Origin of the sequence: Streptomyces cathayae (genome assembly GCF_029760955.1) — a bacterium.
In the GTDB taxonomy this organism is placed as follows: Bacteria; Actinomycetota; Actinomycetes; order Streptomycetales; family Streptomycetaceae; genus Streptomyces; species Streptomyces cathayae.
This window is the reverse complement of the sequence record NZ_CP121683.1, coordinates 106393-121389: the sequence shown is the minus strand read 5'-3', so window position 1 is coordinate 121389 and position 14997 is coordinate 106393. Positions and strand designations below refer to the sequence as shown.

The 14997-nt window shown below is 68.1% G+C and carries 12 protein-coding genes and 2 pseudogenes; 7 read left to right on the top strand and 7 right to left on the bottom strand.

The genetic code is table 11. The annotated features are described in order from the left end of the window. Positions 1-80: 80 nt before the first annotated feature. From PYS65_RS34700 to PYS65_RS34690, 3 genes and pseudogenes are all read right to left on the bottom strand, one after another. Positions 81-1859 carry an acyl-CoA dehydrogenase family protein gene (locus PYS65_RS34700; RefSeq protein ID WP_279338162.1) on the bottom strand — a complete coding sequence of 593 codons (1779 nt, stop codon included), beginning with the start codon at positions 1857-1859 and terminating at the stop codon, positions 81-83. Between the two features lie 485 nt (positions 1860-2344). Then, positions 2345-3442, bottom strand: a complete 1098-nt coding sequence (locus PYS65_RS34695) for an integrase core domain-containing protein (RefSeq protein ID WP_279331618.1) — start codon at positions 3440-3442, stop codon at positions 2345-2347. A gap of 201 nt (positions 3443-3643) precedes the next feature. Beyond that, positions 3644-3799: pseudogene (locus tag PYS65_RS34690) on the bottom strand (helicase associated domain-containing protein); the annotation flags it as partial. Between the two features lie 387 nt (positions 3800-4186). On the opposite strand from PYS65_RS34690, the gene PYS65_RS34685 reads away from it, so the two are divergent. Next, entirely contained in the window at positions 4187-5656 is a 1470-nt protein-coding gene (locus PYS65_RS34685; RefSeq protein ID WP_279337781.1) for an SAVED domain-containing protein, read from the top strand. 11 nt (positions 5657-5667) lie between these two features. Here PYS65_RS34685 and PYS65_RS34680 read toward each other — a convergent pair whose 3' ends face one another. Further along, the gene (locus tag PYS65_RS34680; protein ID WP_279337782.1) at positions 5668-6600 is read right to left on the bottom strand and encodes a hypothetical protein; all 933 of its coding nucleotides are present in this window, start codon (positions 6598-6600) and stop codon (positions 5668-5670) included. Positions 6601-7023: 423 nt separating this feature from the next. Here PYS65_RS34680 and PYS65_RS34675 point away from each other — a divergent pair, with 423 nt between their 5' ends. From PYS65_RS34675 to PYS65_RS34650, 6 genes and pseudogenes are all read left to right on the top strand, one after another. Further along, the gene (locus tag PYS65_RS34675; protein ID WP_279331613.1) at positions 7024-8037 is read left to right on the top strand and encodes an SMODS domain-containing nucleotidyltransferase; all 1014 of its coding nucleotides are present in this window, start codon (positions 7024-7026) and stop codon (positions 8035-8037) included. Next, positions 8034-8591, top strand: coding sequence for a ubiquitin-conjugating enzyme family protein (locus PYS65_RS34670; RefSeq protein ID WP_279331612.1), 558 nt, complete (start codon positions 8034-8036; stop codon positions 8589-8591). The genes PYS65_RS34675 and PYS65_RS34670 overlap by 4 nt, the downstream gene beginning before the upstream one ends. 263 nt (positions 8592-8854) lie before the next feature. Next, positions 8855-9256 (top strand): annotated as a pseudogene (locus PYS65_RS34975) (ThiF family adenylyltransferase); the annotation flags it as partial. 143 nt (positions 9257-9399) lie between these two features. Further along, positions 9400-9531, top strand: coding sequence for a hypothetical protein (locus tag PYS65_RS34660; protein WP_279338276.1), 132 nt, complete (start codon positions 9400-9402; stop codon positions 9529-9531). Beyond that, entirely contained in the window at positions 9510-9863 is a 354-nt protein-coding gene (locus tag PYS65_RS34655) for a hypothetical protein (RefSeq protein ID WP_279338275.1), read from the top strand. The genes PYS65_RS34660 and PYS65_RS34655 overlap by 22 nt, the downstream gene beginning before the upstream one ends. Positions 9864-9874: 11 nt before the next feature. Further along, positions 9875-10234, top strand: a complete 360-nt coding sequence (locus PYS65_RS34650) for an MPN domain-containing protein (RefSeq protein WP_279337787.1) — start codon at positions 9875-9877, stop codon at positions 10232-10234. A 316-nt stretch (positions 10235-10550) separates the two neighbouring features. Here the strand turns inward: PYS65_RS34650 and PYS65_RS34645 are convergent, their stop codons facing one another. From PYS65_RS34645 to PYS65_RS34635, 3 genes are all read right to left on the bottom strand, one after another. Next, the gene (locus PYS65_RS34645) at positions 10551-11633 is read right to left on the bottom strand and encodes an ATP-binding protein (RefSeq protein WP_279331610.1); all 1083 of its coding nucleotides are present in this window, start codon (positions 11631-11633) and stop codon (positions 10551-10553) included. Continuing rightward, positions 11633-13945 (bottom strand): integrase, encoded by a 2313-nt coding sequence (locus tag PYS65_RS34640; RefSeq protein WP_279338261.1) that lies wholly within the window; start codon positions 13943-13945, stop codon positions 11633-11635. Before PYS65_RS34640 ends, PYS65_RS34645 begins: the two co-directional genes overlap by 1 nt. Positions 13946-14019: 74 nt before the next feature. Beyond that, positions 14020-14727, bottom strand: a complete 708-nt coding sequence (locus PYS65_RS34635; protein WP_279331607.1) for a hypothetical protein — start codon at positions 14725-14727, stop codon at positions 14020-14022. Positions 14728-14997 lie beyond the last annotated feature (270 nt).

The following is a 14997-nucleotide window of genomic DNA, read 5'->3' as shown; positions in this document are numbered from 1 at the left end:
AACCGCCCTCATGGGACGTTGTCGACGGCGAGGAACCTTGCTTCAACCAGCCGCAACGAGGTCCGTCAGGTACGCAGAAGTCATGGCAGGGCCGGCGCGAGGCCGCTTGAACCGTCCGGGTGCAGTATGGGGTGGCGGTCCAAAAGTCCGTGAGGCACGGAGAACGCCTCAACCATCTCCAGCGCATGAGGTGCGAGGTCGGCGACGACACTCTCGACGACGTCCGGCAGATCCAAGACCTGATCGGTAGTCAGACGCCCTTGCGCCAGGAGGTCGCCGCTGTGGGCGGCCACTTCGCGAAGGGCGAAGAGGCCGTGCAGGTCCACGAGCAGCGACCGGGCGTGTGCCGATGCGGTTTGGGCGGACGCACTCAGCAGAGCCTCGGCGGCCAGGCGATGGGCATGCGCGTCGACGAGTTTCAGGGCCGGGGTGACCGTTGTGTTCCATCGTTCCAGGGGTGAGCGAGCCCCCTTGGTGCGCAGCCGCGTACGCGCCCGCTCGTGCCATATTCGCTCTACGTCCGCCAGGAGGTCCTGCAAGTGCTGCGGATCGCGCAGCGAGCGATCCTCGGGCAGTGCCTCACTGGCCGGCTTCGGGGTGAGGCCCCCCAGAAGCATCTCCCCGGCCGCCTTGGTCCAGATGACAAGATTGTCTCCCTCGGCGGTGATCGTGCCCTCGTTGGCGGCTAGCTGGAACGTTATGCCGTTGGCCAGAGCGAGCCCTTGCGCACCGCACCTCTCGCGGCACTCCGTCATGACGGCCCGGGCCCGCCATGTGATCCACCCCTTGGCGACGGCTATCAGCCGTTCGCAGTCCTCACGGTCGGCCTCCGTGGACTGGCTCCACTGCCGGACAACGGACCGGTGCAGCAACGTGGCTGCGTAAGTCGAGGCAAGGGCGTCCAGGAGCGGTGTGTGGTGGCTCCGATGTGACATCAGGGGCACCCGCTGCCCCTTGGTCATTCCTGCTGTCTGCCGGGTGTGGGCGTGCCGCACGGCGATGCCCAAGGCGTGCCGTGTCACTCCCAGGCTGTATGCGCTCATGCAGAGTTTGCCCATGGTCACGCGACCGATGGAATGGAGGAACCGTTTGCGGCTGTTGCCCAGGGAGCTGACGAACTGGCCGTCCGGGCGGAGTCGTCCATGCTCCCCCTGCAGCATGGCGGTGAACGGCAGGGGGACGCTGCGGAACGCTGTGGTGCAGTGATCCACGGGAGCGCTTCCGGTCTGGGGCAGGTCCCAGACCTCAACACCCGGCAGATGCTGCCCGTTCCTGTCGCTGAGAGGGGTCAGGAACAGGAACACGCCCTTGTCGTCCCCGTCAACGATCAGCCGGGCCGCGACGAGTGCGTCCTTCGCGCCGCCTACGGAACTGGTGTTGGGCATGAACTTTCGGGCGCCGTCAGACGGGGTGTCGAGCACGAAGCCGCCTGACGCCCGATCGAACGTGGCGGTGGTTTCCAGCTGGGAAGCGTCATTGCCGTGTGCTTGCTCGGTGCACAGGAAGGTCCCCAGACGCTCCATCTGGAGGTAGGGCGTCAGGTTCCGGTCCTCATGGTCGTGATCCAGGAGGCTGCCGAGGAACAGATTGAAGTGGATGCTCGCGATCGTTGCCATGCCGGCATCGGCAACCCCTGCCCATTCGTGCAACGCGGTCAGGGAAGCGGCGTCGGCAACCAGAGCCCGAGCATCGGAAACAGCCTCATTGACCAAGTGGAGTCGCTGATAGGACAGCTCGGTGCGCTCCCGGTGCGTGAGTCCTTCCTGGAAGGCGAAGGGAGCAGAGCTGAACAGCTCGCGCCACGGCCCGTGGAACTGCTCAGCCTGCGTGCCGAAGAGGGCAACCTGAAGCGCAGGCAGGGGGCTTGTCTTGCTGGAGAGGGGGAATCGATCACTCCGGAAACGTAGCCCAGATGCACAGGCGCCACAGCATGGTGATCAACACGATTGACACAGGCCGAACGGTGGTAGTTGCCCATTGGAGTCGAAGTGGCCTGCGAGCCGGTCCAGGAAGCGGCACATCACCTCGGCGGTGAAGCCCTCGGTGGCCGTGACGGTTTGAGTCGGCCCCACTCGGACGGTCTGAAGTGGCCCCACCCAGAGATCGATTGGGGCGGTGTGACGGTTTCAAGTGGCCCCGGCTGTCGGTGCGAGCTGGCCCCACCGGCGTCGTCTGGTGGCATGATCGCGGCATGACTGCAGTGCTGCCGCGGACGATCCGAGCCGTGGACACCGACCAGTTCCTCCTGCTGAAGCAGGAAGCGGCGCGGTTGGGCTTCAGTCAGCGGCTCCCGGCCGATTGGCTGCGGGAGCACTGCGCCTGCCGAAAAGCTCATCCGCGCAGGTCATGCGGCATGTCGGTACTCGTGGAGGATGCCGCCGAGTCGTTGGCGTCGTCGTATGTCGAGGCGGGTGATCTGCTTCGGATCGCTGATCGGCATCGGCAAGGGGCGTAGCGGGCGGGCGTTGGCGATGCCTTGATGGGGCCGGTGGGAGTTGTAGAAGTTTTCGAACTCGCGTAGCGCGTGGAGCAGGTGTCGCTGGTTCCAGATCAGGGTGCGGTCCAGCAGCTCGCGCCGACAGGTCTGCACCCACCGCTCCATGATTGAGTTCATGCGCGGCATCCGTACTCCGCTGAGCACCACCTCGATACCCGCGTCCTTGAGTACCTCGTCGAACAACCGCGGGAACTTCCCGTCCCGGTCCCGGATCAGGAACCTGGCCCGGCAGCCGGCGTCTTCGAGGTCCATGACGAGGTTCTTCGCGACGTGCGTCACCCAGGATGCGGTGGGGTGCGCGGTGGCGCCGAGGACCCGGATCCGGCGGTTCGCGTGCTCGATCGCGGCGAACACGTACAAGCGGGCCCCGGACAAGGTGACGGTCTCGAAGAAGTCGCACGCCAGGAGCGCGTCGGCCTGGGAACGCAGGAAGCCCGCCCAGGTGCTCGAGGCCCGCTCGGGCGCCGGGTCGATGCCGGCCTCCTTCAAGATTTCCCAGACGGTGGAGGCGGCCACCGTAACGCCCAGAACGAGGAGTTCGCCATGGATGCGGCGGTATCCCCAGTTGGAGTTCTCGCGGGCGAGCCGCAGCACCAGCAGCCGGATGGAGCGCACGGTCCGCGGCCTTCCCGGGCGCTTGGGCCGGGAGCGCGCAGCGTGGCGGCGTGCGACCAGATCGCGGTGCCAGCGCAGCACGGTGTCCGGACGCACCACCAGCCGTATCCTGCGCAGCACCTGCGAGGGCAGGCGGTGCAGCAACGCCGCCAGGAACGCGCGATCGTTCGGGGAGAACCGAACCTTTTCGCCACCGAGTTGGCGCTCCAGCACCGTGATCTGATGCCGGAGGGCGAGGATCTCCGTTTCCATGTCCCGGTCGCTCATGGGCAGCAGGCGCAGCACGGCGAACGCGTTCGTCACGGTCAGGTAAGCCAGTCGTAGCAGCACGAGCAGCCATCATGCCGGGGTGATCGCCAGTCCCGCGAGAGCACCGATTCCAGCGTCCGTGCTCGAGAACCCGCGCATCCCGCACACCGGCTCCTACCTCGGCGGATGAGGTTTTCGGCAAGGGCAACGTACCGTGTGAGAGCCTCAACGATGGGCGACGTATGAGTGGCAGTAGCTGGCGACAGATCCTGTCAAAGGTCGCTACGCCCATTCCACGCCCAACTTCCGCAGCGCGGCCAGCTGCTCCGCGCTGAGCTTGTCCCGCCTGGTTTTGGTGTTGGAGATCCATACGCCCAGCTTGACGATCACCGGCTCGGTCTCGCCGTCGACCGCGAGCTCCTCAGCGTGGCCGCGTGGTGTCGCGACCAGCTAGAGATGATGTGATCTTGGTGTTCGGCTGGCCTTTCTGACCTGGAGCACCTCAACTGCGTTCGGACAACATCTGAGAGCTGCTTACCTGCAGGTTCTCTGATCCGTAGGCCTCTGAACTGGCTCGCCGCAACTTGCCCTGGACTCACATCAAGTGACCTTGGACGCGTATAGAGCAGGGACCTGAGGGAGTGCGGATGCCTGCTGCGATCTCCCGTCGATCTTTTCAAGCTCGCCAGGTCCCGGGCGGGCTTGTGAACGCCATGTTCAGCGCTATGGTCTCTCGGCGCCGGGGGGTGGGCACGGCGAAGGGGCGAGGGCGATGATTTGCCCGGTGGCTGCGGTATGGCGGCCTCGAGTGGGAGGTTGCGTTCCGTGTCTGACTTGCCTGCCCCGAGTTCGACGGGTGTTCGTATCGCCGGTGACCGGTACCAGTGGCTGGTCGCGTGGCAGGGCTGCGTCACAGCGGTACGGGACGCGGCGATGCGCGTGCCGAACCCGGTGGTGGCGGTGGGCGTCGAGATGGATGGTGTGGGGAACGTGGATGACGTTGTCCTGTACCGTACGGAGCCACCGCATACCTATATGCAGGTCAAATACGCCGCGGACAGTTCCTCACCTGTCAACGAGGAGTACTTGCTCAAGCCGAGCGACCAGGGCGGTCCGTCGATCCTGCGCAAGGTGGCACAGGCTTGGCAGCAACTCGCCGGGGACGGCTTGCCGGTTGATCTTGCGTTGTTGAGTAACCGGTCCCCGGACGCCGGGGATCCGCTGATCTCGCTGCGGGATTCCCGCACCCAGTTGCTCGTGCCGAAGGCGGCGCAGCAGGGACCGCGTTCGAAGAAGGGGCAAGCGCGCAGTCGTTGGGCCGCCGGCATCGGGTTGAGCGAGGACAGGCTGCTGGATCTTCTGAAGGTGCTGCGCTTCGACCTGGCACGGGACGTGCTGCACCTGCATGAGCACCTGCAGATGCTGATGTTTGCTGCGGGGCTACGGTTCGACGAGGGGGCTATGCACGCCGGAGCGGACTGGGTGGCGCGCCAAGTCGCCGATGGGCAGCGCAGGCTGTCTCTGGCGGATGTCAGGGAGGCGATCCAGTCTCTGCGTCTGGAGGCCGGCTCGTCACGGGCGGTGCTTTCCGTCGCCACGCTGAAACCGGACCCGATGGCGGAGGACGCCGACTACGCGGTGGACTGGGCGGACCACTTCGAGGGCGCCTCGCCCTACGTGAAGCGGCGTCCGCTTGCCCCGGCGACCTGGGCGCAGTTGCAGGCGGACATCGAAGCGGCACCGTTTCGGATGCCGCCGGGCACGACCTCCATCGCCGTCACCGGCAGCCTGCGTCTCGCACCCGCGTTTGTGGTCGGCGCGGCTTTCCGCATGGTGACCGGAGTCGATTTGGCCGTGGCCCAGCGCGGACAGGTCTGGTCGTCCGCTGCCGAGTACGACGCTGTGCTGGCCCCGGATGTTGATGAGCACGCTCTCGGTCTCGGACCGGACCTCGCCGTGGCCATAGGCGTCGCTGTCGACCCCACCGAGGACGTGCTGGACTTTCTGCGGGAGCAGCAGATACCCGTCTCCCGTCTGCTGGTGCTGCGCCCACCCGGCGGCGCGAAGGACAACGCGATCCCGGATGCGGCCACGGCCAGCGCACTGGCCGTCGGAATCCGGGGCCTGCTGCGTCGTGCCTGCCGCACACATCCAGCGATCCACCTGTTCCAGGCCGGCCCGATGGGCCTGGCTCTGCTGCTGGGCAATCGGTGGAACCGCTTGCGACCCACCACTGTGTATGAGGACGTCAACGGACAGCAGGTGTATGAGAAGGCGTTCGTCGTCGACGCGTAAACCCTGCCCGCTCACGCCTCGGTGTCCAACACCCGCAGCCGGGCCTCGGCGTCGGCGACGACCAGCCCCGATTCCTCGGTCAACTGTCCATCCGCGTCCGTGATCGGGCAACTCATGACCATGACGGCGAGGCCGGCGAGATCCACCATCGTGGCTACCTCGGCGCGCTGACGGGAGTCGTACCGGGTGAAGTCGTCGCACGCTTCGGTCAGCGCGGTGAATGACGGCAGCCGTCTTACCAGGATGAACCGAAGGTCCCGCAGGACGCGACGTATGTCCTTGCTGCGCGCGTACAGTGCGGACGCCGCATCCTCCGCCGCGCTCATCTCCGTCTCGGCCCGCTCCAGGTCCTGCGCCATCTCCCGCTGGCCGCGTCTGGCTGCGCGGCCCTGCCACTCCACGATGGCAGCCAGCGAGAGAACGGCTGGAGCCGCGACGATCACGGACAGCACCGTTGTCCCGGCCGCCACCCCGCCACCGCCTGCGGCAAGAGACCCGCCTCCCAGCCATGCGAGCGTGGCACTGGTGGCGGCCGCCCCGGACAACCCCGATATCGCCGTGCCGGTCGAGGCGGAGGCGAAGGCGCCCACCGCGAGGTAGGTGCCTGCCCAGGCGCCGTAACCTGCGAGCGCGCCGCCGGCCAGCGCGCCGACAGCGGCCGTCACAGCGCGTTCGCGCAATCGCCGGAGCACAATGTCCACGTCGCCGCCGACGGTTGGCATCTCGATCGCGGCCAGATCGACCAGATCGGCGTGCTTGAGCCGCCGAAAAACGTCATAGAAGGGGACGAGGGCCTCGTCGTAGAGCGTCTGCCGTGCCTTGTGCTGGGCGGCGTTCTCCGCGGCTGCCCGCTGGTTGAGCTCCTCGTGGCACTCAAGTAGACGCTCGTACCTCCGTCGGTTCGCCTTCGCGAGCCTGACGGCGTCGACTATGGCGACGGCCATGCTGCCCCCTCAACACTCAGCTCGATGATCTTAGCGCCGCATCAGGCAACCTTCGCCCCGTTGCGACGTGCCGTGGCTGAACGCATGCCGTGCGGGAGGTTGATGACGACGAGGCCGCCTCAACTGCCCGAAACATCCCATGTCCCCCCAGCTCGTCGGCCGGGGTGCGCTCTTACGGGAGCGCACCCTCGTGCGATCCCGCTTCGCGGGGCGAGCGTTCCATGCCTGACGGGGCAGCCTCCTGATTGCTCGATGCGTTGCCCCTCGGCAGCCGGATCGGCGGCACGGTACGGGACACCCCACGCCATGAAGATCAACGCGACCTGGTCCCAGGGGCGTTGTCAGCGGGTGCCCGTACCGTGGGAACGAGCAGCCATCGAACGTCCGTTTTCGGCCGCGCCTCGCAGGAGCCGCGGCCGGGGCGTGCCCGGGCTGAACGGCGAGCCCGAGGAGGCACACCGCATGGGGATCGACGAGGCATTCGACGCGCTGCAGAAGTCCGTCGACGAGGACATCAAGAAAACGCGGCTGGCCCGCGGGCGCCGGGACCTGTTCAAGGAGGCGCTGCTGAAAGAGCCCGACGTCCTCGAGACGTTCGGATCGGGCTCCTTGAGCCGCAGCACGCAGCTCAAGCCCATCCACGACGTTGACATCGTCGTCGTCTACGACCCGGACGAACACCCCGAGTGGGGGAGCAGCGGGCCGAGCGCGGAGGAGGCCCTCGAGCACATCCGCTCCCAGGTCAACCGGCTGCTGAGCCAGAGCAAAGGCACTCACGCCACCGTGGTTCGGCACACCCTGCTGCGCAACCACGCCGTCAAGTGCTTCCTCGACGACCCCGACGACCCGGAGGCCTTCACCGTCGACGTCATGGCCGCGCTGCGCCAGCCTGACAACTCGCTGCTCATCCCCGAGCAGCTCAGCGCCCGATGGGTGCCAGCCAACCCCGAATACCTGATCAACATGGTGGCCGAACACCAGCGGGACTGGTCGTACTTCCGGCCGCTGGTCAGGCTGCTCAAGCAGTGGCGACTCGACGTGCAGGTCGAAGGGCGCATCAAGTCCCTCGTCATGGAGGTCCTTGCCCTGCAGTGCCTGCCCGCGTCCGGCAACCGTTGCCAGGGGTTGAAGACGTTCTTCACCGCCGCCGCGACCCGGGTCAACGAAGGCGTGTGGGACCCGGCCGGTCTGTGCGGCGAGATCCAGCCCGACCTGGATCGCGAAGGTCTGTCGGCTGCGTTCGCCGAAGCCGCGGACCTGGCAGACCAGGCCTGCACGGCGGCGGCCGAAGGCGACACAGACGAGGCGCTGCGGTTGTGGCAGGAGATCTTCGGTGAGGACTTCCCGGCTCCCGCCGCTGCCCCCAAGAGCACCGCGTTGATAGGCGCGCCCGCGCTCATCAGCCCCCGCCCCATCAAGGACGCACCCCAGGGATGACGACCGCACCTGTCTGTGGCGCCCGCACTCCCATCGCCTGGTGGGAGTGCGAACCACGCCGACTGCGACGAGACCGGGAGGAGATCCCTGCCCACTTCCCGGACCTCGTCTTCAGTGACGAGGGAGCGGGAAGCTGGGAGGGCACGCTGCCGCGCTGGCCGTTCGGTCGGCCCGAGCCCACCCACCTCACCGACTGGATAGGCGAGAGCGGCCTCCGACTGCGCCTGGCATACAGCCAGGCTTACCCCATGGTGGCCCCGCGCATCATCCCGCTGGACCCGCTGCCCGCCCCGTTCGAGTGGACCCAGCACATCTGGCACGTCAACGGAGACGCCAGCCTGTGCCTCCTGCAGGACGACGTATGGACGGGCCGTGAGACCGTTGTCGACCTGCTACTGAAGGCCGCCGGCTGGCGGATCGAGTACGCGCTGATGAAATACCAGGCGATCGAGGAGATGACCGGCAGCGGCATCGTCACCGACCACCGGCTCGACCACTTCCTGGCCCAGCCCCCGCCACCCGGGGACGGCGGGCAGGACGGTCCCGCGTGCTGATCCTCATTCCACAGGACGCCGCGACCGTACTCCGCGCCTCGGGCGCATGGGGCCGGCTGTCGTTGCGTATCAGCCAGCCGGACGACCTCGCTGTGGTAGGCGGAATCTCCGAGGGCGGCGGCTCCATCATCTCGGTCGACCCGCCGCCGCCCGCCCCCCGCCTGCTCGCCAGCTGCGACTCCCGCCCTACCGGCTACTGGTACCGGGCCAAGAACGAACTGCACGCGCTCTGGCACCTCCTGCGAGTACGGCGTGACACGGCCATGAAACTTGACGTGTTCAAGGACGCCGTCCCCAACGGTTTCAAGACGCCGGGCGACGGCGGCTATGTCGCCCTCACCCACGCCCCCGGCGTGAAGGACGCTTATCCCGAAAGCCGTCTGCCCGACCTCGTCGCCTGGCACGTCACCCGCGCGGGCTTCCAGCCCCTCGAGATGTCGGCCGAGCCCGAAACCACCGGGATTCGGCAACTCGACCATCACTGGCCCGTACAGGAACTGCAGAATGCCCACATCATGCTGGTCGGGGCGGGGAGTATCGGCTCGGCCACCGCGCATGCGCTGGCCGGCTACGGCATCGGGCACCTCACCCTCGTCGATCCTGACCGCCTCCAATGGCACAACCTCGTCCGGCACACCAGTTCCCGCAGGCACATCGGCCGCACCAAAGTCACCGCACTGGCTGAGGAACTCACCCAGCTGCGCCCCGACACCGCCGTCACCCCCTCGCCCTGGACGTCATCGAGCACGCCGACCAGATCCGCGCCCTCCTCATGGACACCCACCTCGTCGTGTGTACGGCTGACGGGGTGGCCGCACGCCGCGTCACCGGCCACCTGGCCCGCCGCGCGGACCGCACCGCCATCCTTGCCTGCGTTCTGCAGTACGGAGCCCTCGGCGAAATCATCCGGCTGCACCCATGGCGCCGCACGGCTGCCTGACCTGCCGCCGCCACAGCCTCACCGAAGCCGGCAGCCTCGACCCCGAACCCGCCCTGGACGCCGGATACGGCACCGGAACCCGACACCGACCGATGACCGCCGTCGGCCCGGACCTCCACCTCGTCGCCCACCTCGCGGCGAAGACCGCCGCCGCCACCCTCCTCGAACACGCCGGACACCCCGATCAGCGCCTCCCCGGAGAACACGCCCTGATCGGACTGCGCCGCCAACCTGGCTGGGCCGCGCCCTTCGACCTCGGCCGCACCGCCGAACTTCGCTGGCTTCCCGCCACCCCGCCGCGGCCCGGCTGCCCCACCTGCGAAGCGCCATGACCCCGCAGCCCGTGACCGTCGTACACCTCACTGCTCCGGCCGCCCTCGCGATCACCACCGAACTGCACACGGTCGACCACACCACCGAGACCGGGGGAATCCTGCTCGGACACCACACCAGATACACCGTCACGATCTGCCACGCCGGGGCCCCCGGACCTGCCGCCGTCCGCACCCCTACGTACTTCCTGCGCGACCTCGGGCACGCTCAGATACTCGCCGACGAGGCATTCACGGCCGACCGCAGCGTCTGGGTCGGTGAATGGCATACCCATCCCGCGGGCCTCCCGGCCCCAGTGCACGCGACACGGCCACCTACCGTCAGCTCGCGGAAGATCCTGAGCTCGGCTTCCACAGTGTCGTCGCGCTGATCTTCGCCTGCCGGGAGGGCGCTGGACGGGAACCGCCTGGACCTGCCACAGCCGGCGCGTCACCCCTGTAGAGCTCACCATCAGCCCCGTGGGCAGACCGATATGAGCCGCTGCCACAGGTTCTTTGTGTCCCTGGCCTCTGTGCCCGGCGGCGCCGACAGCCATCGCACAGCCAACCCAACCCACTACCGCCGCTCGTGGTGCTCCACCCTGCCAGCACGCACCCGAAGCCGGATTGGGAACTCACCGCGAGCAACCCCCGTCCCTCGCCTGGCCGCTCAAATATCGGTTGCCCGGGCGTTGCCGGAAGCAGACCCTATGCCCAGTCGTCCTCCAGGTCGCCGCGGCCGACGACCATGTCGTCGAGACCTTCCTGGGTGATCGCTTCGGTGCCGTCCTCGATGGACTGCTGAGCGGTCTGGCACAGGAGCTGATCCAGGGTGTCCATGTAGCCGCCGGTCCGCGCGTGGAGCTCCGTGTCGAAGTCGAGGAGCTTTCCTGCACCAGGGACATGGTTGTACAGACGGAGGTTCTTGTCGTAGTCCATCAGGACGGTGCGCCAGGCGTCCTGCTGTCCCTCGTGGAAGGGGATGCGGCGGATCCGCATCACGGGCAGCGTGGTGCGGAACTGCTCGGACTGGTCGGGGCGTTCGCCGTGACGGCGATGGCGGAGAGCTTCCTCGACGATGTCGACGGCACCGTTTCCGCAGTAGATGACGGAGGCGCGCAGACGGGCCTGCAGGCTGTCGAAGTAGGCGAAGGCCTTCGTCAGGTCGTTGCTGTGGATGCGGTCGATCCCGTCGATGCAGATCAGGGAGGTGCCGCTCTCCCGCATCGTGTGGATGACCGGTTCGGTCATGTCGGTGCTGCGGTAGGTCCGCTTGTCGAGGTTGAGGGTGTGGTCCATGCCGAAGAAGTCGGCGAAGGGCAGGGACCAGTCCAGGTTGCATTCGTGGCGCGGCGGGACGTTGATGTAGACGACGGGGGTCCATTCCCTGTCCGGCCGGCGTTCGTTCTCCAGCAGTCCCTGATAGGCGCGGGCGATCTGCGCCAGCAGGGTGGACTTGCCGGCACACCCGTCGATGACCATGCTCATGCGCTTTCCGACTCGCCTGAACCGGTTGGTGCGCAGAGTACGACGGGCGTCCAGCAGACCCCGGGTCACGTCGGGGGTGCTCACGCAGGGCAGGTTTCCGTGGTACATCATCCGCACGTCGGTGTCGGGGAGTTTCGTGCCCGAGGGGGCACAGTCGGCCAGGTCCGGGGGCTTGGGTTCGTGGTGCACGAAGTCCATCAGACCCTCGCGCGTCGAGAGCAGGTCGGGATCCAGCAGTCGGTACAAGGGGGCCGGGGCCACATCTAGGGTGACTGGGCTCTGCGAGGTGTGCGTGGTGGGCATCAGGTCTCCTGCGGGATGGGGGAGGCCGACGACGGGTCTTCTCCGGCGCGGGAGGGCGGCTCGGCGGCGAGATTGCGGAAGATGTCTCCGGCCGCTCCGTCCAGACGGGGCGTCTTCGCGGGGCCGGGGCGGCGACGGCGCGGAGGTCCGTCTGCGGCAGGGGGCAGTGCGTCGTCGGGATCGACCGGGTCGGGCTCGACGGGTGCCGGCACGGTCCGCTGGCCGGGGAAGAGGTCCCTGGCGGGGACGTTCAGCGACGGCGCGGCGGGCACGCGTGCGGGGTCGGCCGGGGCGATGCCCGCGTAGGGGTTGAAGGGCGTCTCGGCGATGTCCACCGGCTGAGGGACGAACGCGGCCACCGGCACGGCGTCACGGACGGCCGGAGTGTCTTTGGGCGAGGGACCCTTGCGTGCGCGGTCCAGCAGTTCGTCCACGGCGCGGGTGATCTCCTCCTCGCCACCTTCCCGGCCGCAACGGTCCGCGACGATGTCGGCGGCCCGTTCCCACAGGTACTGGGTCCAGGCATCGTTGATCAAATGCTGGTACTTGAAGTCGAACGGCACCCACGGGCTGCGGGCCGGGTCCTTCTCGGCCGTGTGGTCGTACAGCCATACCCGGCCCGGTGTGTAGGGGTTGTAGTAGACCGACCAATGGCGGCCCTGTCCCTTGATGCCGGTGTGGCGGTTCTTGAACTCGCTGATGCGGTGGCTGATATACGTGCGGTTGTCGATCCGGATGCCCTCGCGGGTGACGATCCGCTTCACGTTGAGCAGCAGTTTGCGGTTCTCGTCGGGGGTGGCGGGCCGGGGCACGGCGCCTTCCGTGGCGACGGCGGCGGCGTACATCTGGTTCGGTGTGAGGACGAGGCCGGGCAGGAAGGGGGAGCGCAGCCCTTCGTGTGGATGCTGCTGCCAGTGGGTGGCCACCCACTCGTGCCACATCTCCTGCACTCGGTTGATCGGCCACAACCGCTCCTGCCCGACCCTCTTCCCGCGCGTGGCCAGGCTGTCGCCGGTGTAGCCGGCGACGAACTGGGAGAATCCGTTCTTGATCGAGTGGTTGGTGCGCTCGATGATCGCTTTGTCTTCGGCGGTGCGTTCCCGGGCGGGCTCCACGCCGATGTTCAGCATGCTGCACGCGTCCTTGAAATGCTGGGCCTTGAAGATCCTGGCGTTGTCGACGACCACCGTCTTGGGGCGCACCACCGGCCGGGCGGCCGCACCTGCCATGCGGGGATCGCCGGCGGCCATCTGCTCGTAGGGCAGGTCGGAGTTCTCGGCCAGGGCCTGAGGCGACCAGCCGGGACGTGCCGGCAGGGGGGCCAGCGCCTGTGCGAGCAGCAGGGCCGCGTCCAGGGACCTGGTGCCGCGCCCCCCGCGGCGTCGGCTTCCGGGCCCCTTCTTGCGGCCGGGCCGTTTGGGCACGACGATCCCGGCCGGGATGGTGCGGCTGAGGGTGTCGATGGCGTAGGTCAGCTCCAGCGAGACCGGCCGGCCGTCGTCCCCGCGGGCCACCACGTCCAGTCCGGTGGAGTCGATCTGGACGCGTTCCCCCAGCAGCGACACCATGACCGGCTGGTAGGGCGGCTCGGGCCCCTGCTTGTCCCTGCCTGCGGGCGCTGCGGAGGCGTGGGAGATCCCCAGGCGTTTGAGCAGGTCGTAGAAGGTGGACCGGGCGGGCATCAACTCCTTGTACTCGTTCGGGTATGCGTGGCGCAGCGCGGTACGTACCTGGGTGCGCAGGCGTGAGAGCGTGCCCACCGACAAGCCGTCCTGGGCCTTGTCCTGCTGGCGGATCACCTCCACCACCCGCTCGTCGACGCGACCGTAGGGGGCGGTGGTGCGCAGCCACCGCTCATCGACCAGGCCGAGCAGCCCCTGCTTCTCGTAGGCCAGGCATTTACGCTGCACCGTGGCGACCGAACCGCGCAGGCCGACAGCTTTCAGCTCGGTGGCCTTCAGGGCATAGCGCTCGGTCCGGGTGGTCGTTGCCGGGTCATAGCCCGGGCGGGGGACGAACGCACCCTGCGAGCCGACCGGGCGACCGGTCAGTACTTCGCGGACGTGTTCCTCCCAGTCCCGCATCTGCTTCAGATGATGTTCGGCAAGCCGGTTCAGCACCGCCCAGTCCGGCTCCGCCTCAGGCTCCTGCGGCGTCCCGTCACCCTCTAGCACCGCGAAGTCCGCGGCACAGACAAGGACCGAGACCACGACCAGCGCGTCCTGCCCGCCCTCCTCCAGGGCGACCAGGTGCACCAGGGTGCCCTGCACAGCACCGATCAGATACCGCCCGGCCTTCCACCGCACGGTCATCCCCGGCCGCAGACCGTCCGCCCCTCCGGCAGGCGCAGAACGCAGGGGATCCGCCACCGGCGCGGCCGGGACACTCACCGCGCCTCCTGGACGGCCCACACCATGCTGTCCGGAGTCAAAGGCCGCTCCCAGTCGCAGGTCAGCGCCCCCGTCCACAGAAGATGCCAGCAACGGGCCCTGCCCTGGCCCGGGGGCAGACCCGCGGCATCGGCCCCCTCACCTGCGGACCGCGGCCGCGCGAACACCTCCAGCAAGGCACCCTTCGCCGCCTCATCGGGATACTCGTCGTGGCGGAACTGGGAGACGATGTACACGTTGCGGCGCAGCTGACCTGCCGGCGCGTACGCAGCCCGCACCTCCCAGCCCGCGTCGTCGGCCGCGGCCCGCGCCACTGCCCACTCCTGCTCATCCGGCTCCCGCCAGGCGGGGGAGTAGAAGTAGAACACACGCTGCCCGCCCACCGTACGGGCCAAAAAAGCCGGTTCCACCACGACCTTGCCCTCACCCACCCCGTACTCCAACTGCAGTGACGCAGCGCCCAGATAGGCAATGTCCGGGTCGCGGTCGAGGAACATCGCCGCGAACGCGTGCTCCTTCGACCGGCACAGGATGTCCTTCTTCGTGGTTGACGACCACCATCGCGACACCTTGGACTTGCGGCCCTTGTAAGGACGTTGCTCGTTCAACACCGGCCATTCCTCCACCGGTGTCCCCCGCAGCACGGCAGCCGACACCAGCCGCTCACGACCCAGGTCGTCGCGGTGACGGACCCGCACCTCCATCGGCTGCCCTCCACCCGTACCGTGCCCAGGGCGCCCCGGACACAGGACGCAGCATCCCCGTCCGCCGCGCCACCCGGTAGGAGGAGCCGTCTGGCTCACCCGAACGAGTGGGTCCGGATTGCGATCTCGCCAGAACGCCTGCTACCGCCCTCGTAGCCGGCCGACAGGCGGCGCCGGCTGATCCCCGGCCGCCGCAGAATGACACACAACGCACCGCCGCCGAGCGGGGTCAGAGGAACAGCCGGTCCATCGAGTCGGGCAGCCGCACCC

What these genes read in the sequence shown, in the direction of transcription:
- PYS65_RS34645 (WP_279331610.1), bottom strand. Translation starts at nt 11,633, where the DNA reads ATGCCCACCACGCACACCTCGCAGAGCCCAGTCACCCTAGATGTGGCC.
- PYS65_RS34655 (WP_279338275.1), top strand. Translation starts at nt 9,510, where the DNA reads ATGGCGCCGCACGGCTGCCTGACCTGCCGCCGCCACAGCCTCACCGAA.
- PYS65_RS34635 (WP_279331607.1), bottom strand. Translation starts at nt 14,727, where the DNA reads ATGGAGGTGCGGGTCCGTCACCGCGACGACCTGGGTCGTGAGCGGCTG.
- PYS65_RS34670 (WP_279331612.1), top strand. Translation starts at nt 8,034, where the DNA reads ATGACGACCGCACCTGTCTGTGGCGCCCGCACTCCCATCGCCTGGTGG.
- PYS65_RS34640 (WP_279338261.1), bottom strand. Translation starts at nt 13,945, where the DNA reads ATGACCGTGCGGTGGAAGGCCGGGCGGTATCTGATCGGTGCTGTGCAG.
- PYS65_RS34680 (WP_279337782.1), bottom strand. Translation starts at nt 6,600, where the DNA reads ATGGCCGTCGCCATAGTCGACGCCGTCAGGCTCGCGAAGGCGAACCGA.